At 72.2% G+C, this 18443-nt stretch carries 18 protein-coding genes; 13 read left to right on the forward strand and 5 right to left on the reverse strand.

Features of this window, described 5'->3' with window-relative positions; genetic code table 11:
• Positions 1-134 precede the first annotated feature (134 nt).
• Entirely contained in the window at positions 135-1931 is a 1797-nt protein-coding gene (locus ACF059_RS25610; protein WP_392061266.1) for an AMP-dependent synthetase/ligase, read from the reverse strand.
• 230 nt (positions 1932-2161) lie between these two features.
• Between ACF059_RS25610 and ACF059_RS25615 the strand changes: the two genes are divergently transcribed.
• The 6 genes from ACF059_RS25615 to ACF059_RS25640 all read left to right on the forward strand — a co-directional run bounded on the left by ACF059_RS25615 (position 2162) and on the right by ACF059_RS25640 (position 7105).
• Positions 2162-2959 (forward strand): metallophosphoesterase, encoded by a 798-nt coding sequence (locus ACF059_RS25615; protein ID WP_360901126.1) that lies wholly within the window; start codon positions 2162-2164, stop codon positions 2957-2959.
• Positions 2960-3038: 79 nt separating this feature from the next.
• Entirely contained in the window at positions 3039-3479 is a 441-nt protein-coding gene (locus ACF059_RS25620; RefSeq protein WP_361950354.1) for an SRPBCC family protein, read from the forward strand.
• A gap of 91 nt (positions 3480-3570) precedes the next feature.
• Complete coding sequence (locus ACF059_RS25625) at positions 3571-4704, forward strand: ArsA family ATPase (protein ID WP_392061269.1); 1134 nt, start codon at positions 3571-3573, stop codon at positions 4702-4704.
• Positions 4705-4800: 96 nt separating this feature from the next.
• Positions 4801-5265 (forward strand): DUF5304 family protein, encoded by a 465-nt coding sequence (locus tag ACF059_RS25630; protein ID WP_392061272.1) that lies wholly within the window; start codon positions 4801-4803, stop codon positions 5263-5265.
• 61 nt (positions 5266-5326) lie between these two features.
• The gene (locus ACF059_RS25635) at positions 5327-6268 is read left to right on the forward strand and encodes an ROK family glucokinase (RefSeq protein WP_392061275.1); all 942 of its coding nucleotides are present in this window, start codon (positions 5327-5329) and stop codon (positions 6266-6268) included.
• Positions 6269-6355: 87 nt separating this feature from the next.
• A complete protein-coding gene (locus tag ACF059_RS25640; protein WP_392061278.1) occupies positions 6356-7105 on the forward strand; it encodes an endonuclease/exonuclease/phosphatase family protein in 750 nt (249 codons plus the stop codon).
• A gap of 60 nt (positions 7106-7165) precedes the next feature.
• On the opposite strand, the gene ACF059_RS25645 is transcribed toward ACF059_RS25640, so the two are convergent.
• Both ACF059_RS25645 and ACF059_RS25650 read right to left on the reverse strand, forming a co-directional pair.
• A complete protein-coding gene (locus tag ACF059_RS25645; protein ID WP_392061281.1) occupies positions 7166-7819 on the reverse strand; it encodes a hypothetical protein in 654 nt (217 codons plus the stop codon).
• A complete protein-coding gene (locus tag ACF059_RS25650) occupies positions 7812-8591 on the reverse strand; it encodes an alpha/beta hydrolase (protein ID WP_392061283.1) in 780 nt (259 codons plus the stop codon). Before ACF059_RS25650 ends, ACF059_RS25645 begins: the two co-directional genes overlap by 8 nt.
• 154 nt (positions 8592-8745) lie before the next feature.
• Between ACF059_RS25650 and ACF059_RS25655 the strand changes: the two genes are divergently transcribed.
• The 5 genes from ACF059_RS25655 to ACF059_RS25675 all read left to right on the forward strand — a co-directional run bounded on the left by ACF059_RS25655 (position 8746) and on the right by ACF059_RS25675 (position 13724).
• On the forward strand, positions 8746-9489 hold the full coding sequence (locus ACF059_RS25655) for a lysophospholipid acyltransferase family protein (RefSeq protein ID WP_392061286.1): 744 nt from the start codon (positions 8746-8748) through the stop codon (positions 9487-9489).
• Between the two features lie 39 nt (positions 9490-9528).
• On the forward strand, positions 9529-10746 hold the full coding sequence (macS, locus tag ACF059_RS25660) for a MacS family sensor histidine kinase (RefSeq protein ID WP_392061288.1): 1218 nt from the start codon (positions 9529-9531) through the stop codon (positions 10744-10746).
• Positions 10743-11432, forward strand: a complete 690-nt coding sequence (locus ACF059_RS25665) for a response regulator transcription factor (RefSeq protein WP_360901096.1) — start codon at positions 10743-10745, stop codon at positions 11430-11432. The genes macS and ACF059_RS25665 overlap by 4 nt, the downstream gene beginning before the upstream one ends.
• Positions 11433-11586: 154 nt before the next feature.
• Positions 11587-12615, forward strand: coding sequence for a 6-phosphofructokinase (locus ACF059_RS25670; RefSeq protein ID WP_392061887.1), 1029 nt, complete (start codon positions 11587-11589; stop codon positions 12613-12615).
• A 113-nt stretch (positions 12616-12728) separates the two neighbouring features.
• Positions 12729-13724: a 2-hydroxyacid dehydrogenase gene (locus ACF059_RS25675; protein WP_392061290.1), complete on the forward strand. Its 996-nt coding sequence runs from the start codon at positions 12729-12731 to the stop codon at positions 13722-13724.
• A gap of 71 nt (positions 13725-13795) precedes the next feature.
• On the opposite strand, the gene ACF059_RS25680 is transcribed toward ACF059_RS25675, so the two are convergent.
• Positions 13796-15742 (reverse strand): anthranilate synthase family protein, encoded by a 1947-nt coding sequence (locus ACF059_RS25680; protein ID WP_392061293.1) that lies wholly within the window; start codon positions 15740-15742, stop codon positions 13796-13798.
• A gap of 348 nt (positions 15743-16090) precedes the next feature.
• Here ACF059_RS25680 and ACF059_RS25685 point away from each other — a divergent pair, with 348 nt between their 5' ends.
• Both ACF059_RS25685 and ACF059_RS25690 read left to right on the forward strand, forming a co-directional pair.
• Positions 16091-17446: a class II 3-deoxy-7-phosphoheptulonate synthase gene (locus tag ACF059_RS25685; protein ID WP_360901090.1), complete on the forward strand. Its 1356-nt coding sequence runs from the start codon at positions 16091-16093 to the stop codon at positions 17444-17446.
• Positions 17447-17609: 163 nt separating this feature from the next.
• Positions 17610-17873 (forward strand): (2Fe-2S)-binding protein, encoded by a 264-nt coding sequence (locus ACF059_RS25690; protein ID WP_360901086.1) that lies wholly within the window; start codon positions 17610-17612, stop codon positions 17871-17873.
• 46 nt (positions 17874-17919) lie between these two features.
• On the opposite strand, the gene bfr is transcribed toward ACF059_RS25690, so the two are convergent.
• Positions 17920-18396: a bacterioferritin gene (bfr, locus tag ACF059_RS25695; RefSeq protein ID WP_030037303.1), complete on the reverse strand. Its 477-nt coding sequence runs from the start codon at positions 18394-18396 to the stop codon at positions 17920-17922.
• Between the last annotated feature and the right edge of the window lie 47 nt (positions 18397-18443).

Consider the following 18443-nt stretch of genomic DNA (forward strand, 5'->3'; position numbering starts at 1 on the left):
TGGGGGGGGGGGGGGGGGGGGGGGGGGGGTGTGGGGGGGGGGGCGCGGGGGGCCCCCGGGGGGGGGGGGGGGGGGTTTCGGGGGGGGGGGGGGGGGGGGGGGGGGCGCCCCGGGCCCCCGCCGCCGCCGAAGTCCTAGCCCCGGTAGAGGGCTTCGATCTCGTCCGCGAAGTCCTTCGCCACCACGTTCCGCTTCAGCTTCAGCGACGGCGTGATGTGCCCCGACTCCTCGGTGAACTGCGCGGGCAGGATGCGGAACTTGCGCACCGACTCCGCCTTGGACACCGCCGCGTTGCCGTCGTCGACGGCCTTCTGGACGGCGGCGATCAGCTCCGCGTCCTCGCGCAGCTCCGCCGCCGTCACACCCGCCGGCTTGCCGTTCTCCGCGGCCCACCGGCCGAGGAACTCCTCGTCGATGGTGACCAGCGCGGCCACGAACGGCCGGGCGTCGCCCACGACCATGCACTCCGCGACCAGCGCGTGCGCCCGGATGCGGTCCTCGATCACGGCCGGGGCGACGTTCTTGCCGCCCGCCGTGACGATGAGCTCCTTCTTGCGGCCGGTGATCGCGAGGTAGCCGTCTTCGTCGAGGGTGCCGACGTCGCCGGTGTGGAACCAGCCGTCGGTCAGCGCCTCGGCGGTCGCCGTCTCGTTCTTCCAGTACCCCGTGAAGACGTGCTCGCCGTGCAGGAGCACCTCACCGTCGTCCGCGATGCGCACCACGGAGCCCGGGAGCGGCTGGCCGACCGTACCGATCTTCGTCTTGTCCCACGGGTTGAAGGCCGTGGCCGCGCAGGACTCCGTCAGGCCGTAGCCCTCCAGGACGGTGAAGCCGATGCCGCGGAAGAAGTGGCCGAGCCGCTCGCCCAGCGGGGCGCCGCCGGAGATCGCGTACTCGCCGCGCCCGCCGAGGACCGTGTGCAGCTTGCTGTAGACCAGCTTCGAGAACAGCTTGTGCTTGAGCTTCAGGCCCAGCGACGGCCCGCCCGGGGCGTCCAGCGCGCGGCTGTACGCGATCGCCGTCTCGGCCGCCGCATCGAAGATCTTGCCCTTGCCGTCGGCCTGGGCCTTGGCGCGCGCCGAGTTGTAGACCTTCTCGAAGACGCGCGGCACGCCGAGGATCAGCGTGGGCCGGAAGGACTGGAGCTCGTCGGTCAGGTTCTTGATGTCCGGAACGCAGCCCAGCCGGATCGGCGCCAGCACGGCCGCCACCTCCACCAGGCGCCCGAAGACGTGCGCGGCCGGGAGGAAGAGCAGGACGGAGCACTCGCCGGTGCGGAAGAGCGGGCTCAGGCGCTCCACCACGTTGCCGCACTCGGCGAAGAAGTTGCGGTGGGTCAGCACGCAGCCCTTGGGGCGGCCGGTGGTGCCCGAGGTGTAGACGATGGTGGCCGGGTCGTCGGCGTTGGCGAGGCTGCTGCGCTCGTCGACCTCGTCCTCGGTGATCTGCGCACCGGCGCTCTTCAGGGCGTCGATCGCACCCTGCTCGATCTCCCAGACCTGGCGCAGTTCCGGCAGCCGGTCGCGCAGCGAGGCCACGGCCGCGCTGTGCCCGGCGCTCTCCACGATCACGGCGGCGGCGCCGGAGTCGCTGAGGATCCACTGGACCTGCTCGGCCGAGCTCGTCTCGTAGACGGGGACGGTGACGCCGCCCGCGGTCCAGATCGCGAAGTCGACCAGCACCCACTCGTAGCGGGTGCGGGACATCAGGGCGACGCGGTCGCCGGGGCGGACGCCCGAGGCGATCAGGCCCTTGGCCGTGGCCCGCACCTCGGCCAGGAACTCGGTCGCGGTCACGTCCTGCCACCGGCCGTCGACCTTGCGGCTCATGACGGCGGTGTCGGGATGCTGCGAGGCGTTGCGGCGGATGAGATCCGTCAGGTTCCCGTCCGACGGGACCTCGTACAGGGCCGGAAGGCTGAACTCGCGCAAGACTGCTGCTCCTCTGGGCGCCATCGCCACCATGTGGACCGACCGGACGTTACCCATCAGTAGTGGGTTCCGGATAGAGGGAACCGGCCAGATGTTCCATGCGTCACATGACACGGCCCTAAGGTGCCGACCCTAGTCGACCCCGGCCACCACACGGAAGTAACCGCAGGTCCAGCTGCCCCTTCCACCCCCTCTACCCCCGGCCCGCCGGGCCCCCCTAGGGTGGCCGCATGGGTGGCAGCACGCGTGGCAGAAAAGCCCGCACACGGGTGCACGTCGTCAGCGACGTGCACGGCAACTCCGAAGACCTCGCCAGGGCGGGAGACGGCGCCGACGCCCTCATCTGCCTCGGTGACCTGGTCCTCTTCCTCGACTACGCCGACCATTCGCGCGGGATCTTCCCCGACCTCTTCGGCGTCGAGAACGCGCACCGGATCGTCGAGCTGCGCACACAGCGCCGCTTCGAGGAGGCGCACGTCCTCGGACGGCAGCTGTGGGCCGGCCTGGACCGGGAGCAGCTCATCGAGGGCGCGGTGCGCAAGCAGTACGCGGAAATGTTCGCGGCCTTCCCCAACCCCACGTACGCCACCTACGGCAATGTCGACATCCCCGGTCTGTGGCCGGAGTACGCCGACCGCCCCGGCCTCACCGTCCTGGACGGGCAGCGGGCCGAGATCGGCGGCCGCGTCTTCGGCTTCGTCGGCGGCGGCCTGCCCTCGCCGATGCGGACCCCCTACGAGGTGGACGTGGAGGAGTACGCGGCCAAGGTGGAGGCGCTCGGCGAGGTCGACGTACTGTGCTCGCACATCCCGCCGGAGGTACCGGAGCTCTGCTACGACACGGTCGCGCGCCGCTTCGAACGGGGCAGCGAGGCCCTGCTCGCCGCGATCCGCCGGACCCGGCCCCGGTACGCCCTCTTCGGGCACGTGCACCAGCCGCTGGCGCAGCGCATGCGGATCGGCGGCACGGAGTGCGTGAACGTCGGGCACTTCGCGGCCACCGGGCGGCCCTGGGCCCTGGAGTGGTGAGCTCCGCACGCACGGTAGCCTTCGAGCGGCGGCCGGAGGCCGGACACTTCCTCGAACACTCCCCGGAGGAGCGACTGCGATGGCGGAACACACCAGCTCAAGCATCATGATCGAGGCCGCGCCGGCCGACGTGATGGCCGTGATCGCCGACTTCGCCCGTTACCCGGAGTGGACCGGTGAGGTGAAGGAGGCCGAGGTGCTCGCCACCGACGCCCAGGGCCGCGCCGAGAAGGTCCGGCTGCTGCTCGACGCGGGCGCGATCAAGGACGACCACACCCTCGCCTACACCTGGAAGGGCACGGACGAGGTCAGCTGGACCCTGGACAAGTCGCAGATGCTGCGCCAGCTCGACGGTTCCTACCGGCTGGCCCCGGTGGACGGCGGCAAGCGCACCGAGGTCACCTACCAGCTGACCGTGGACGTCAAGATCCCCATGCTCGGCATGATCAAGCGCAAGGCGGAGAAGGTCATCATCGACCGCGCGCTGGCGGGCCTGAAGAAGCGCGTCGAGAGCGTCTGACCCCACCGGCCCCGCCGGCGTTCGAGGCGCCGGGGTCCGGGGGCGCCCCCGGCGGCGCCGCCGCACCCCATCGATCCGGAGCACCCTCCCCATGCACATCCTGCTGATCACCGGCCCCGGCGGATCGGGCCGCACCACCGTGGCCGCGGCCACCGCGCTCGCCGCGGCGCGCGACGGGCGGCGGGTGCTCCTGGTGACCGGCGAGCCGCTGGTCCCGGAGGCCGAGCGCCTGCGCGTGGCCCGGGTGGACTCCGGCGAGGAGTTCCGCGCCGAGCTCGTCGTCTTGCAGGAGCGGGGCTCCGCGCTGCTCGGGATGGTCGGGGCGCGCCCCCTCGGCGCCGAGGAGCTCACCGAGCTGCCCGGAGCCGAACAGTTCGCCCTGCTGCGCGCCCTGCGGCGGGCCGCCCGCGCCCCCGGCACCGACCTCGTCGTCGTCGACATGCCCGCGCTCCACGAGGCCGCGGCCACCCTCGCCCTGCCCGCGCAGCTGCGCCGCTACCTCGCCCGGCTGCTCCCCGCGGAGCGCCAGGCCGCCCGCGCCCTGCGGCCCGTACTGGCCCAGCTGGCCGGAGTGCCCATGCCCGCGCAGTGGCTCTACGAGGCCGCCGCCCGCTGGGACGCGGAGCTCGCGGAGGTCCAGGCCGTCATCGAGGCCGACACCACCGAGGTGCGACTGGTCGCCGAGCCCGGGCCGGCCGCCGCCGACGCACTGCGGCTCGGACGGCTCGGGCTCGCCCTGCACCAGCTGCCCGTCCGCGCCGTCGTCGCCAACCGCATGGTGCCGCAGGGCTCCGCCGACCCCTGGCTCGCCGGGCTCGCCGCCCAGCAGGAGAAGTACGCCGCCGAGTGGGCCGCCGAGCTCCCCGTGGTCGCCCTCGCCCACCTCGGCCGCGACCCGCGCGACCCGCAGGACCTGGCCGTCCTCGCGCAGACGCCCGGACTCGTCCCCGGGCCGCCCGCACCGCGCACCGACTGGGCCGTCGAGGACCGCCGCGCCGAGGACGGGGTACTCGTCTGGGCGGCGCCGCTGCCCGGCGTTCGCAAGAGCGAGCTCGACCTGATCCGCCGCGGCGACGAGCTGCTGCTCGCGGCCGGCCCGTACCGCAGAATCGTTCCCCTCCCCGCGGCGCTGCGCCGCTGCACCGTCTCCGGCGCCGCCCTGGCCGACGGAGTGCTCCGCATCCGCTTCACCCCGGACCCCGCCCTGTGGCCCCGTACGCCCTGAACCACCCCCGCGTGCCCTGAACCCCGTACCCCCGTTCGGGTACCGTCGAAGGTAGCCCGTACCGCACGCCCCGCAGCCGCCGCAGGAGAGTCCGCCATGAGCGAGGCCACCGACCGCCCCACCGACGACGACGCCTGGGCCAAGGCCTGCGCCGAGGCCCTCGCCGCCGAGAAGGAGCGCCTGCGCGGACAGCAGGAGTCCGGCGCCGGCGCCACCGGCACCGCAGCCGAGGAGCTGTTCAAGCTCTTCGAGGCCGTCGCCGACAAGGTCTCCGCACTGAACAACCCGCTCTTCGGCGTGGCCGCACAAGGCGCGGTACGCCAGATCGTCGACCAGGCCAAGACCGCCGCCAAACCCGTCATCGAGCGCAACCCCGAGGTCTTCGACCACCTCGCGGCCGCCGGGTCCGAGCTGCTCGCCGCGTACCGCTCGGCCGTCGAGGGCCACGAGCGCCGCTGGACGCGGGGCGACGGCGCGCCCCCCCGCCAGACACCCCAGGACCGCGACCCCCGCGACGACGGACCCGACGCGGGCCCCGACGAGCGGATCGATCTCGACTAGGCGACGCCCGCCCTCGGGTACCTTTGGCCGTGGCGGGGCTTGACCGGAAACCGAGGGACTAATGGGACTCACCATCGGCGTCGACATCGGCGGCACCAAGATCGCGGCCGGCGTGGTCGACGAAGAGGGCACCATCCTTGAGACGTACAAGGTGCCCACCCCGCCGACGCCGGACGGAGTGACGGACGCGATCTGCGCGGCCGTGTCCGAGGTCAGCAGCAGCCACACCATCGACGCCGTCGGCATCGGCGCCGCCGGATACGTGGACGACAAGCGCGCGACCGTACTCTTCGCGCCCAACATCAACTGGCGCCACGAGCCGCTCAAGGACAAGGTCGAGCAGCGCATCGGCCTGCCCGTCGTCGTCGAGAACGACGCGAACTGCGCCGCCTGGGGCGAATACCGCTTCGGCGCCGGCCAGGGCCACGAGGACGTCATCTGCATCACCCTCGGCACCGGCCTGGGCGGCGGCATCATCATCGGCAACAAGCTGCGCCGCGGACGTTTCGGCGTCGCCGCCGAGTTCGGGCACATCCGGGTCGTCCCGGACGGCCTGCTGTGCGGCTGCGGCAGCCAGGGCTGCTGGGAGCAGTACGCCTCCGGGCGCGCGCTCGTGCGGTACGCGAAGCAGCGCGCCAACGCCACCCCCGAGAACGCGAAGGTCCTGCTCGCGCTCGGCGACGGCACCCCCGAGGGCATCGAGGGCAAGCACATCAGCGAGGCCGCCCGCCAGGGCGACCTGGTGGCCGTCGACGCCTTCCGCGAGCTGGCCCGCTGGGCCGGCGCCGGCCTGGCCGACCTGGCCTCCCTCTTCGACCCGTCGGCGTTCATCGTCGGCGGCGGCGTCTCCGACGAGGGCGACCTCGTCCTCGACCCGATCCGCAAGTCCTTCAAGCGCTGGCTGGTCGGCGGCGCCTGGCGCCCGCACGCGCAGGTGCTCGCCGCGCAGCTGGGCGGCAAGGCCGGGCTCGTCGGTGCGGCGGACCTGGCCCGCCAGGGCTGAGCCCTGGGGCTGACGCCTGACCCCTTTCGTATGGACCGCCCGCTGCGCCCCTTGGGGAGCGGCGGGCGGCTGCGTATCTTGCGGGGCATGGACCAGCTGCCGAAGTCCCGTACGGAGCCCGACGGTTCTGCCGTGATCCGGGTGCTCAGCTACAACATCCGCTCCCTGCGCGACGACGAGGAGGCGCTGGCCCGGGTCATCAAGGCCTGCGAGCCGGACCTCGTCTTCGTACAGGAGGCGCCCCGGTTCTTCCGGTGGCGCAAGCACGCGGCGCGGCTCGCCGCGAAGTGCGACCTGGTGGTACTGGGCGGGGGCGCGACGGCGGCCGGGCCGCTGCTGCTGTGCTCGCTGCGGGTCTTCGTGGAGCGGACCCAGGACGTGCTGCTGCCGCGCACCCCCGGCCTGCACCGGCGGGGCTTCGCCACGGCGGTGGTCCGGATCGGCGGGGCGCGGGTCGGCCTGGTCAGCGCGCACCTGTCCCTGGACCGCGCGGAACGCCGGGCCCAGGCCGAGCTCCTCCTCAAACGGCTGGCGGAGCTGGACACGCCGTACGGGATCGCCGCGGGCGACGTGAACGAGGGGCCCGAGGGCCCGGCCTTCGGAGCCCTCGCGGGCGCCCTGCAGGACTGCTGGTCGGTGGCCCCGTGGGGCGACGGCCCGACCTTCCCGGCGTCGGCGCCGGACCGCCGCGTCGACGCCGTCTTCGCCACGCCGGGCGTGGAAGTCCTCGCCTGCGGGGTTCCGGCGGGCCTGCCGGGCGTCTCGTCCACCGACCTGCGGTCGGCGACGGACCACCTGCCGGTGCTGGCCGCGCTGCGGCTGGCCGCGGGGCGGTAGGCCGGCGGCCGGGGGTCAGGCGGGGCCGAGGTTCAGCCCCGCCTGCGCATCCCCCAGGACCTAGACCACCGCGCCTCGGCCCGGGTCGTCGTCATCGTCGTCGCCCTGCGACATGCGGGCGACCAGCGTCGCGAAACCGCCCAGGAAGCCGCCGATGCCCAGCGTCGTCAGCCACCAGGTCATCTCCCACTGGAGGAGCACGGCCAGGAGCAGCAGCACCGGGCCGCCCAGCACCGCCAGCCACGCGAACTTCGCCGTGGTGTCCGCCTCCGGGAGCTCCGGCTCCGGCGGGACGAAGTGGCCCTCCTCCGCCGCGGTCAGGTCGTCGTCCTTCGGCTCCGCCAGCGAGTGGTCGCGCGGGCCGGCCATGCCGACGCCCGGGGCGAAGAGCACCGAACTGCCCAGCGCCGCCGGCGGCTCGGCCTCAGGACCGGCCTTCGGCTCCGGCTTGTCCGCCTTCGGCTTCAGCTCCGGCTTGTCCGGCTTCACCTCCGGCCCGGCCTCCGGCTCGGCGTCCTGCTGCGACTTCGCCTCCGGCTCCCGCGGGAACGGCTTGACGTCCTCCTCCGGCAGGAGCAGGTTCTCGATCGGCTTGAACGGACGCGCCCCCGGCGGGTCCGGCGGCTCCTGCCCGTACCCGGCGACGATCGCCGCCCACGCCGCTTCCTCGTCCAACGGCGGAACCCCGCCCGACTGCTCCTCGTGCTCAGCCACCCGCTCGCGCCCCCTCCCTGCCCACGCTCTGCGCCAGTCGGCCGACGAACGCATAGCTGTCCGCGAAGATCCGCTCCGCGTCATGGTCCAACGTCGCGACGTGGTAACTCTGTTCCAGCAGGGTCTCGGTGACGTCCCTCGACGAGATCCGTGCCAGGATCCGCGCCGAGTCGACCGGCGGTACCACGTGGTCCTGCGGGCTGTGCAGCAGCAGCACCGGCTGCGTCACCTGGGGCAGTTCGGCGTCCACCAGGCGCAGGAACGTCCGCAGCGAGTGCGCGGCGCGCGTCGGGACCCGGTCGTACCCGACCTCCTCCGAGCCCGGCTTCGCGATGTCGCTCGCGATGCCCGGCGTCGACCGGATGAAGTGCTTGGCCACCGGCAGGGCGACCGCCAGCGGGTCGTGCACCTTGTTGGCCGGGTTGACGAGTACGAGGCCGCTGATGGCCTCCCCGTACTTGGCCGCCAGCCGCAGGCTCAGCGCGCCACCCATCGACAGCCCGAAGACGAACACCTGCGCGCACCGGTCCAGCAGGTCCCGCAGGGCGCGGTCCACCTCGGCGTACCAGTCCTCCCAGCCCGTGAGCTGCATGTCCTGCCAGCGCGTCCCGTGCCCGGGCAGCAGCGGCAGCGACACCGTCAGGCCCTGCGCCGCGAGGTACTCGGCCCAGGGGCGCAGCGACTGCGGGGAACCGGTGAAGCCGTGGCAGAGAAGGACGCCGACCTCTCCGCCCTCGTGGCGGAACGGCTCGGCTCCAGGGAGGACGGGCACCTGGGTCTCCTTGATGATGAGGTACGTCGGGGGGTGCGTTGCTCTGTGTGACTTCACCGTACGCGACCGGGGTGGCACCGGCCAGGGTCGTCGGGCTCCTGCCGGGGGAGGCACGGGATATGGTCTGTTCGACAGACACAGGAAGGCTTTCGAGTTGATCTACGGCGCAATGAAGTTCTCCGTCGGCGGTTCCCTGAAACTCGCTTTCAGGCCGTGGGTGGAGGGCCTCGAGAACATTCCCGCAGAGGGGCCGGCGATCCTCGCGAGCAATCACCTCTCCTTCTCCGACTCCTTCTTCCTGCCGGCCGTGCTGGACCGGAAGGTGACCTTCATCGCGAAGGCGGAGTACTTCACCTCCCCCGGAATCAAGGGCAGGCTGACGGCCGCCTTCTTCAAGGGCGTCGGCCAGCTCCCGGTGGACCGCTCCGGCGCCCGCGGGGCCGGCGAGGCCGCCATCAGGAGCGGCATCGAGGTCATCGAACGCGGGGAGCTGTTCGGTATCTACCCCGAGGGCACGCGTTCACCCGACGGCCGCCTCTACCGCGGCAAGCCCGGCGGGCTGGCCCGTGTGGCGCTGGCCACCGGCGCGCCCGTGATCCCCGTGGCGATGATCGACACGGAGAAGATCCAGCCGCCCGGCAAGGTGATCCCCAAGCTGATGCGCCCGGGCATCCGGATCGGCAAGCCGCTGGACTTCAGCCGCTACCACGGCATGGACCACGACCGCTTCATCCTCCGCTCGGTCACCGACGAGGTCATGTACGAGATCATGAAGCTCTCCGGCCAGGAGTACGTCGACATCTACGCGACGGCCGCCAAGCGCCAGATCGCCGATGCGGAGAAGGCCGAGAAGGCCGAGAAGGCCAAGGCCGAGAAGCCCGAGGGCACGGCGGAGTAGGAGCAGGCCGGGGCGTACCGCCCGCAGGGGGTGGGGGAGATGGCGAAACGCGAACGCGTCGTACGCATGTCGGTGGAGCAGCCGCTCTGGCGTGCCCTGACGGTGTACCGGCTGCTGACGATGGTGTACGCGGTGCTGCTGTTCGCCTCGGCGTACAAGAAGTTCCCGCACCCCTGGACCGCGGCCGGCTACCTCGGCTTCCTCGCGGTCTGGACCCTGGCCACCACCCCGAAGGTGGCCAACGCGGCCAGCTGCACCAAGGGCTTCCTCGTGGCCGACCTCACCGTCGCCCTCGTCGGCATCGGGCTGACCCCGCTGGCCGACACCCACGAGCGGATCATCGGGGGCGGGCCCACCCTCCCCACGATCTGGACCGGCGGTGCGGTCCTCGGCTTCGCCATCAAGGGCGGCTGGCGCTGGGCCTGTTTCGCCTCCACCTTCGTCGTCGCGGTCACCATCCTCATCCACGGCGGCCAGCCCACCCGGGACGCCCTGCACAACGTGCTGCTCGTCTGGGTCTCCTCCGTGGCCATCGGGTACGTGGTCGAGGTCGCCCGGGCCAGTGAGGCGACCCTCGCCCGCGCCCTGGAGATCGAGGCCGCCACCCGCGAACGCGAGCGCCTCGCCCGCGACATCCACGACGGGGTCCTCCAGGTCCTCGCCATGGTCCAGCGGCGCGGCGCCGAACTGGGCGGCGAGGCCGAGGAACTCGGCAGGATGGCGGGGGAGCAGGAGGTGGCGCTGCGCACCCTCGTCTCCAGCGGGCTGGCGCAGCCCTCGCGGGTCTCCCGGGACGGGTCGCGGGGCGCGCTGGTGGACACGTACGAGGTGGAGGAGCCGGGCACCGACGAGGGCGAGCTGGATCTGCGCAACCTCCTCGCCCCGTACGCCGGGTCCCGGGTGAGCTTCGCGGAGCCGGGCACCCCGGTGCCGCTGCCGGGCCCCGCCGCGCGGGAGCTGGCGGCGGCGGTCGGGGCCGCCCTCGACAACGTGCGCAAGCACGCCGGGGAGGGCGCCCGGGCCTGGATCCTGGTCGAGGACTGGGGCGACGAGGTGATCGTGACCGTGCGCGACGACGGCCCCGGCATCCCGGCCGGGCGGCTCGACCAGGCGGAGGGCGAAGGCCGGTTGGGGGTGGCCCTGTCCATCCGCGGCCGGCTGCGCGACCTCGGCGGCAGCGCCGAGCTGGTGTCCGTCCCCGGACAGGGCACCGAAGTGGAATTGAAAGTACCGAGGGGGAGGACGGCCAAGAGATGAGTGAGCGCGCCGACGTGGACCAGCTGCACGAGATCAGGGTGATGGTGGTCGACGACCACCCGATGTGGCGGGACGCGGTCGCCCGCGACCTGGCCGCCGCGGGCTTCGACGTCGTCGCCACCGCCGGCGACGGCCCCGAGGCGGTACGCCGGGCCCGCGCCGTGACCCCCGACGTCCTGGTCCTCGACCTCAACCTGCCGGGGATGCCGGGGGTCCAGGTATGCAAGGAACTGGCCGGCGCCAACCCGGCGCCGCGGGTCCTGGTCCTGTCGGCCAGCGGCGAGCACGCGGACGTCCTGGAGGCGGTGAAGTCCGGCGCGACCGGCTACCTGCTGAAGTCCGCCGGAGCCCAGGAGCTGATCGAGGCGGTCCGCCGCACCGCCGCCGGCGACCCGGTCTTCACCCCCGGGCTGGCCGGGCTGGTCCTCGGCGAGTACCGGCGCCTGGCCACCGACCCGGTGCCCACCGCCTCCGACGAGCCCAAGGCCCCGCAACTGACCGACCGGGAGACCGAGGTGCTGCGGCTCGTCGCCAAGGGGCTCTCGTACAAGCAGATCGCGGAGCGGCTGGTCATCTCCCACCGCACCGTGCAGAACCACGTCCAGAACACCCTGGGCAAGCTGCAGTTGCACAACCGGGTGGAGCTCGTCCGGTACGCGATAGAGCGCGGCCTCGACGACGCCTAGACGGCTCAGGCCGGGTCTTCGATCGTACTTTCGCCTTCGTCCGAGTGAACGGGCGTACGCAACGCCCCGTAATTCCACCTGAATTGCCTCGTCCGGCCCTCTTGCTGTGACGTGGGTCACCACTAGCGTGACCGTCATGGCGACAACAGATTCCATGAAGGTCGGAGTGCTGACCGGCGGCGGTGACTGCCCCGGGCTGAACGCGGTGATCAGGGCGGTCGTCCGCAAGGGCGAGCAGGAGTACGGCTGCCGGTTCATCGGATTCAAGGACGGCTGGCGGGGTGCGGTCGAGGGGATGACCGTCCCGCTCGACATCCCCGCCGTCCGCGGCATCCTGCCCCGCGGGGGCACGATCCTCGGCTCCTCGCGCACGAACCCGTTCAAGACGGACAACGGGGTCCGGCGCATCAAGGAGAACCTCGACAAGTACGAGGTCGACGCGCTCATCGCGATCGGCGGCGAGGACACCCTGGGGGTCGCCGCCCAGCTGTACGGGGAGTACGGCATCCCCTGCGTCGGCGTGCCGAAGACCATCGACAACGACCTGTCGGCCACCGACTACACCTTCGGCTTCGACACCGCCGTCGGCATCGCGACCGAGGCCATCGACCGGCTGCACACCACGGCCGAATCGCACATGCGGGTCCTGGTCGTCGAGGTCATGGGCCGGCACGCCGGCTGGATCGCCCTGCACTCGGGGCTCGCGGGCGGCGCCAACGTCATCCTCATCCCGGAGCAGCGCTTCGACGTGGACCAGGTGTGCGCCTGGGTGACCTCCCGTTTCAAGGCCAGCTACGCGCCGATCGTCGTGGTCGCCGAGGGGGCGATGCCCAAGGACGGGGAGATGGTCCTGAAGGACGCCACCACCGACTCCTTCGGTCACGTCCGGCTGTCGGGCGTGGGGGAGTGGCTGGCCAAGGAGATCGAGGGGCGCACCGGCAAGGAGGCCCGCACGACCGTGCTCGGCCACATCCAGCGGGGCGGCACGCCGAGCGCCTTCGACCGGTGGCTGGCGACCCGGTTCGGGCTGCACGCGATCCAGGCCGTGCACGAGGGTGACTTCGGCAAAATGGTCGCGCTCAAGGGGACGGACATCGTCCGGGTCCCGATCGCGGAGGCGACGGCCCGGCTGAAGACCGTGGACCCCGCGCTCTACAAGGAGGTCGGGGTCTTCTTCGGCTGAGACCCGCCGAAGGACCGCGAGCCACCCGGCCGGCCCCGCCCGGCCGGGCAGCGCCCCGGGGACACGGGTCGTATCGTGACGAACGACCCATGGCCCGACGTTCAGGAGCACGCGTGGAGATCCTCGCATTCGGTGTGACCGCCGACGAGAAGCCGCTCCTGGAGCAGGCCTTCGCCGGCCGGCACGAGGTCCGCTGCCTCGACGTCCCGCTGAGCGAGGACACCGCGCCCATCGCCGCCGGGTACGAGATCGTCTCCTCCAGCGTCAACGGCGACCTGCACGCCCGGGTGCTGCGGCTCCTGGCCGCGGGCGGGACCAGGATGATCGCCCAGCGGTCCACCGGCTTCAACAACATCGACCTGGACGCGGCCCGGAGCCTGGGCCTGACGGTCGGCCGGGTCTCCTCCTACTCGCCGTACTCGGTGGCCGAGTTCGCCTGGGCCCTCGCGCTGGCCGTGAACCGGCGGATCGTCCGCGCATCGAACCGGACCCGGGACTTCGACTTCCGGCTGAACGGGCTGATGGGCCGCGACATGCGCGGCCGCACGGCCGGCGTGCTCGGCACCGGCAGGATCGGGGCGGCGTTCACCCGGATCGCGCACGGCTTCGGCATGAACCTGCTGGGCTGGGACGTGACGCAGAACCCGCAGTGCCTGGAGCTCGGCATGACGTACGTGGACAAGGAGACGCTGCTCGCGTCCTGCGACCTGATCACCTTGCACGTGCCCCTGATGGAGTCCACCCACCACATCATCGACGCGGCGGCGCTTCGGATCATGCGGGACGACGCGATCCTCGTGAACTCCCGGGGCGGGCTGGTCGACGCGGACGCCCTCGTCCGCGAACTGCGGGCGGGCCGCTTCACGGGGGTCGGCCTCGACGTGTACGAGGCCGAGGCCGGGCTGTTCTTCCTGGACAAGTCCCTGGTCGCCGTCGAGGACGACACCCTGGCCCGGCTGGTCACCTTCCCGAACGTGGTGGTGACCTCGCACCAGGCGTACTACACGAGCGACGCGGTCGGCCAGATCATCGACACCACCGTGGCCAACGTGGCGGACTACCTCGCCGGCCGCAGCTCGGAGAACACCCTGGTCCCCGGCCCTTCCTGACCGGTGCGCCTGCGCCGGGGCGCGGGGTCGGGGGCTGCGCCCCGGACCCCGCGCCCCGGCGGGCGGGGTCGTTACGCCGGGGCGCCGGCCCGGACCCCTTGCAGCAGGGCGCGCAGCAGGTCCGCGCCGCGCAGGGTGAGGACCGACTCCGGATGGAACTGGACCCCCGCGAAGCCCCCCGCGAAGCCCGCCTCGGAGCCCCCCGCCGAGCGCAGGGCGTGGACCTCGCCCGTCGACGGGTCCCGGGACACCTCGACGCCCCGCAGGGCGAGGGCGGCGGCCCGCTCGTCGTCGCAGTGCGCGGTGTACGTGTTGTAGAAGCCGACCACCTCGTCCGCCCCGAACAGGTCGATCCGGGTCTGCGCCCCCTGGGCCGGCTGCGCCTTGCGGATCAGCGGGAGCCCCAGCTCGGCGGCCAGCAGCTCGTGGCCCAGGCAGATCCCGACCAGGCCGTGGCGGTGCGCGGCCAGCAGCTCGGCGGCCAGCGCGCGCAGCATCCGCATCTTGGGGTCCGCGCCGTCCGCCGGGTCGCCCGGCCCGGGGCCCAGGACGACCGGGCCCTCCCAGGTCAGGGCGGCCTCCCGCAGCCCCGGATCGTCGTAGCGGCGTACGGTCACCTCCAGCCCGGCCACCCGCAGCACGTGCGCCAGCATCGCCGTGAAGGTGTCCTCGCCGTCCACCACCAACGCGTGGCCGATCAGCGGGGCGGGCCGCTCCTGCATCCGCAGCCAGAACGGGGCCAGGTCCGCCCGCCGGGCGGTGAGGGCCGCCCGCACCCGCGGGTCCTGCCCCAGCCGGGCCTCCTCGAAGGCCGGGCGGGGCGCCGCCGGCCGCACCCCGAGCGCCGCCAGCACGCCCGCCGCCTTCGCGTGCGTCTCCGCCACCTCGCTCGCGGGGTCGGAGTGCCGGACGAGCGTCGCGCCCACCGGGACCCGCAGCACCCCGTCCGCGCCGATGTCGGCCGTCCGGATCAGGATGGGGGAGTCGAGGGTCTGGGCCCCGGAGGCGTCGAGCCCGAGCAGGGCCAGCGCGCCCGCGTAGTAGCCGCGGCCGCCGCTCTCGTACCGCTCGATCACCCGGCAGGCGTTCTGCACCGGCGAGCCGGTGACCGTCGCCGCGAACATCGTCTCCCGCAGTACCTCCCGCACGTCCAGGGAGGAGCGCCCGCGCAGCTCGTACTCGGTGTGCGCGAGGTGGGACATCTCCTTCAGCCGCGGGCCGACGACCACCCCGCCCCGGTCCCCGACCGTGCACATCATCTTGAGCTCCTCGTCGACCACCATCGACAGCTCCTCGGTCTCCTTGCGGTCGCCGAGGAAGGCGAGGAGGGAGTCCACGGTCGGGCCGCCGGCCGGATAGCGGTAGGTCCCGCTGATCGGGTTCATCACGACCGTGCTCCCGGACATCCGCACGTGGACCTCGGGACTGGCCCCGACCAGAGTGCGGTCGCCGGTGTGGACGACGTACGTCCAGTACGCGCCGCGCTCGCCCAGCAGCAGTCGCCGGAACAGGGCGAGGGCGTCGGCCCGGCCGAAGCCCTCGATCCGGCCCTCGTAGGTGCGCCGGATGACGAAGTTCGCGCCCTCGCCGCGGCCGATCTCGTCCTCGATGACCCGCTCGACGGTGGCCGCGTACTGCTCGTCGGGGACGTCGAAGCCGCCGCCGTCGACGCGCACCGCATGCGCGGGCAGCTCGGCCAGGGCCCGGTCGAGCGGGATCTCGTACGTCTCCTCGGCGACCAGCACGCTCAGCGGCGTGCCGTCGTCGCGTACGTCGAAGCCGCGCTCCCGGATCTGCCGGAAGGGCACGAGGGCGAGGGTCGGCAGCTCCCCGACGGGCAGGTCGGCGAGGTGCTCGGCCTCGTGGACCGCGCCGATCAGCACCTCGACGGTGTCGTGGTCGCGCCCGGGGGTCCGCCGGCGCAGCAGGGCGAAGGGCGGGCAGGAGTCGTCGAGCAGGCGAGCCAGCGGGCTCGATGGGCTGAGCGGGCTCGGTCGGTGCGGCTGGCTGGAGTGCATGGGGCGGGAGCGTCCTTCCGGAGGGAGGAGCGGCCCGCGTCCGCCGGTGTCTTCGCACCGCATGCGGAAGGCCGCCCCTCGGGGCGGCCTTCGCGTCGTGCGTGTCTGCGTTCAGGTACGCGCGAGAAGTGGGCCGCCGGGAGCGGGCCACCACCAGTTCTGGTTCACGTGCGCGTACATGTCGGGCACCTTAGCCCACGACGGCCCCGCAGCGCCGTATCCGTCTCACGAGGTGGGCTGAACCATGGATTCCGTTCCTGCCGGGCCCCCGCGCCTTCGGCGCGGACGGCCGTCTCACGTTGTGGTCGCATGGCTGGACGCCGCGTGTGACGCCGTAATGTGTACGAGGTGACCGTGAACGCTGAAACCCAAGCCCCCGCCGCCAAGGCGACCTGGCGGCACCTTCCCGCGGCGCAGCAGCCCTCGTACCCCGATGCCGAGGCTCTGCGCGCTGTCGTCGCGGACCTCGAGTCGTATCCTCCCCTCGTTTTCGCGGGTGAGTGCGACCAGCTGCGCGCCCGTCTGGGAGCCGTCGCCAAGGGCGAGGCGTTCCTCCTTCAGGGCGGCGACTGCGCCGAGGCCTTCGACGGCGTCTCCGCCGACCACATCCGCGCCAAGCTCAAGACGCTGCTCCAGATGAGCGCCGTCCTGACGTACGCGGCCTCCGTGCCGGTCGTCAAGGTCGGCCGCATCGCGGGCCAGTACTCCAAGCCGCGCTCCAAGGACACCGAGACCCGCGACGGCGTCACCCTGCCGACCTACCGCGGTGACTCGGTCAACGGCTTCGCCTTCACCGAAGAGGCCCGGATCCCGGACCCCGAGCGGCTCAAGCGGATGTACAACGCGTCCGCCTCCACGCTCAACCTGGTGCGCGCCTTCACCACCGGTGGTTACGCCGACCTGCGCCAGGTGCACGCCTGGAACCAGGACTTCGTGAAGTCCTCCCCGTCCGGTCAGCGCTACGAGCAGCTCGCGCGAGAGATCGACAACGCGCTGAACTTCATGAAGGCGTGCGGCACCGACCCGGCCGAGTTCAAGGCCGTCGAGTTCTACGCCTCCCACGAGGCGCTGCTGCTCGACTACGAGGGCGCGCTGACCCGCACCGACTCGCGCACCGGCAAGCTGTACGACACCTCCGGCCACATGGTCTGGATCGGTGAGCGCACCCGGCAGCTGGACCACGCGCACATCGAATTCTGCTCGCAGATCGCCAACCCGGTCGGCATCAAGCTCGGCCCCACCACCACGGTGGACGAGGCGCTGACGTACATCGACCGGCTGGACCCCGAGCGCGAGCCGGGCCGGCTGACCTTCGTCGTCCGCATGGGCGCCGACAAGGTCCGCGACAAGCTCCCCGAGCTCGTCGAGAAGGTCACCGCCTCCGGCGCGACCGTCGCCTGGGTCACCGACCCGATGCACGGCAACACCTTCGAGGCGGCCTCCGGCCACAAGACGCGCCGTTTCGACGACGTGCTCGACGAGGTCAAGGGCTTCTTCGAGGTCCACAAGGCGCTGGGCACCCACCCGGGCGGCATCCACGTCGAGCTCACCGGTGACGACGTCACCGAGTGCGTGGGCGGCGGCGACGAGATCTTCGTCGACGACCTGCACCAGCGCTACGAGACGGCCTGCGACCCGCGGCTCAACCGCAGCCAGTCCCTGGACCTGGCCTTCCTGGTCGCCGAGATGTACCGGGACCAGTAGGGATCAGTCAGTATCTTCGTACGACGACGGGGCGCGGATCGATGTGATCCGCGCCCCATCGTCGTGTCCGGGTCTTTTAGGTCACCCTAACTTTGGGTACGGTTAGGTAAGCCTCACCGAATAGGGATGGCCGCCGAACCGTTCCACCCCGGAGGTGAACCGCGTGTACGTCTGCTCTTGCTTCGGAATCACCGACAAGCAGGTCAAGGACCACGCGGCTGCCGGTGCGTGCACCCCGCGGCAGATCGCCTCGGCCACCAAGGCCGGAACCGACTGCGGCTCCTGCGTGCGCACCATCCAGGGCATCCTCGGCCGCGGCGCGTGCCCGCGCCGTGAGCTGCTGGAGAAGGGCGACGCGGCGGCCGTGCTCGCCGCCGCCCCGGAGCCGGCCCTCGCGCCCCTGCCCGAGCTGGCGGAAGTGGCCTAGCGGGAGCTGGCCCGGCTGCTCGATGACCAGCCCGGCTGCTCGGTGACTAGCTGGGCTGCTCGATGAGCTGCGCGATGTAGAGCGCCTCGCCCAGGGACTCGATGAGCTCCAGCTGGGTGTCGAGATAGTCGATGTGGTGCTCCTCGTCCTCCAGGATCTCCTCGAAGAGCCGGGCCGAGGTGATGTCGCCCTTGCCGCGCATGACCTCGATACCGCGCTTGAGGCGGTCGATGGCCTCCACCTCGACCTGGCGGTCGGCCTGGAACATCTCCGTGATCGTCTGCCCGACGCGCACGTGGAAGAGGCGCTGGTAGTTCGGCAGACCGTCGAGCATCAGAATGCGCTCGGTGATCTTGTCCGCGTGCTTCATCTCGTCGATGGATTCTTCACGCGTGTACTTGGCGAGCTTGGTCCAGCCCTTGTTGTCCTGGATGCGGTAGTGCAGCCAGTACTGATTGATGGCCGTCAGCTCACCGGTCAGCTGCTCGTTCAGAAATTCAAGGACCTCGGGGTCGCCCTGCATCGCAGAGGCTCCTTCCAGGCAATGTCATTTATGACGGGGCTGGGGAC

The organism is Streptomyces sp. NPDC016562, assembly GCF_043076955.1.
GTDB lineage: Bacteria > Actinomycetota > Actinomycetes > Streptomycetales > Streptomycetaceae > Streptomyces.

Bases quoted from the DNA above. Each gene is read 5' to 3' on its own strand.
- ACF059_RS25620 (WP_361950354.1), top strand. From the start codon at position 3,039: ATGGCGGAACACACCAGCTCAAGCATCATGATCGAGGCCGCGCCGGCC.
- ACF059_RS25670 (WP_392061887.1), top strand. From the start codon at position 11,587: ATGAAGGTCGGAGTGCTGACCGGCGGCGGTGACTGCCCCGGGCTGAAC.
- ACF059_RS25635 (WP_392061275.1), top strand. From the start codon at position 5,327: ATGGGACTCACCATCGGCGTCGACATCGGCGGCACCAAGATCGCGGCC.
- macS (WP_392061288.1), top strand. From the start codon at position 9,529: ATGGCGAAACGCGAACGCGTCGTACGCATGTCGGTGGAGCAGCCGCTC.
- bfr (WP_030037303.1), bottom strand. From the start codon at position 18,396: ATGCAGGGCGACCCCGAGGTCCTTGAATTTCTGAACGAGCAGCTGACC.
- ACF059_RS25665 (WP_360901096.1), top strand. From the start codon at position 10,743: ATGAGTGAGCGCGCCGACGTGGACCAGCTGCACGAGATCAGGGTGATG.
- ACF059_RS25640 (WP_392061278.1), top strand. From the start codon at position 6,356: ATGGACCAGCTGCCGAAGTCCCGTACGGAGCCCGACGGTTCTGCCGTG.
- ACF059_RS25625 (WP_392061269.1), top strand. From the start codon at position 3,571: ATGCACATCCTGCTGATCACCGGCCCCGGCGGATCGGGCCGCACCACC.
- ACF059_RS25615 (WP_360901126.1), top strand. From the start codon at position 2,162: ATGGGTGGCAGCACGCGTGGCAGAAAAGCCCGCACACGGGTGCACGTC.
- ACF059_RS25680 (WP_392061293.1), bottom strand. From the start codon at position 15,742: ATGCACTCCAGCCAGCCGCACCGACCGAGCCCGCTCAGCCCATCGAGC.
- ACF059_RS25630 (WP_392061272.1), top strand. From the start codon at position 4,801: ATGAGCGAGGCCACCGACCGCCCCACCGACGACGACGCCTGGGCCAAG.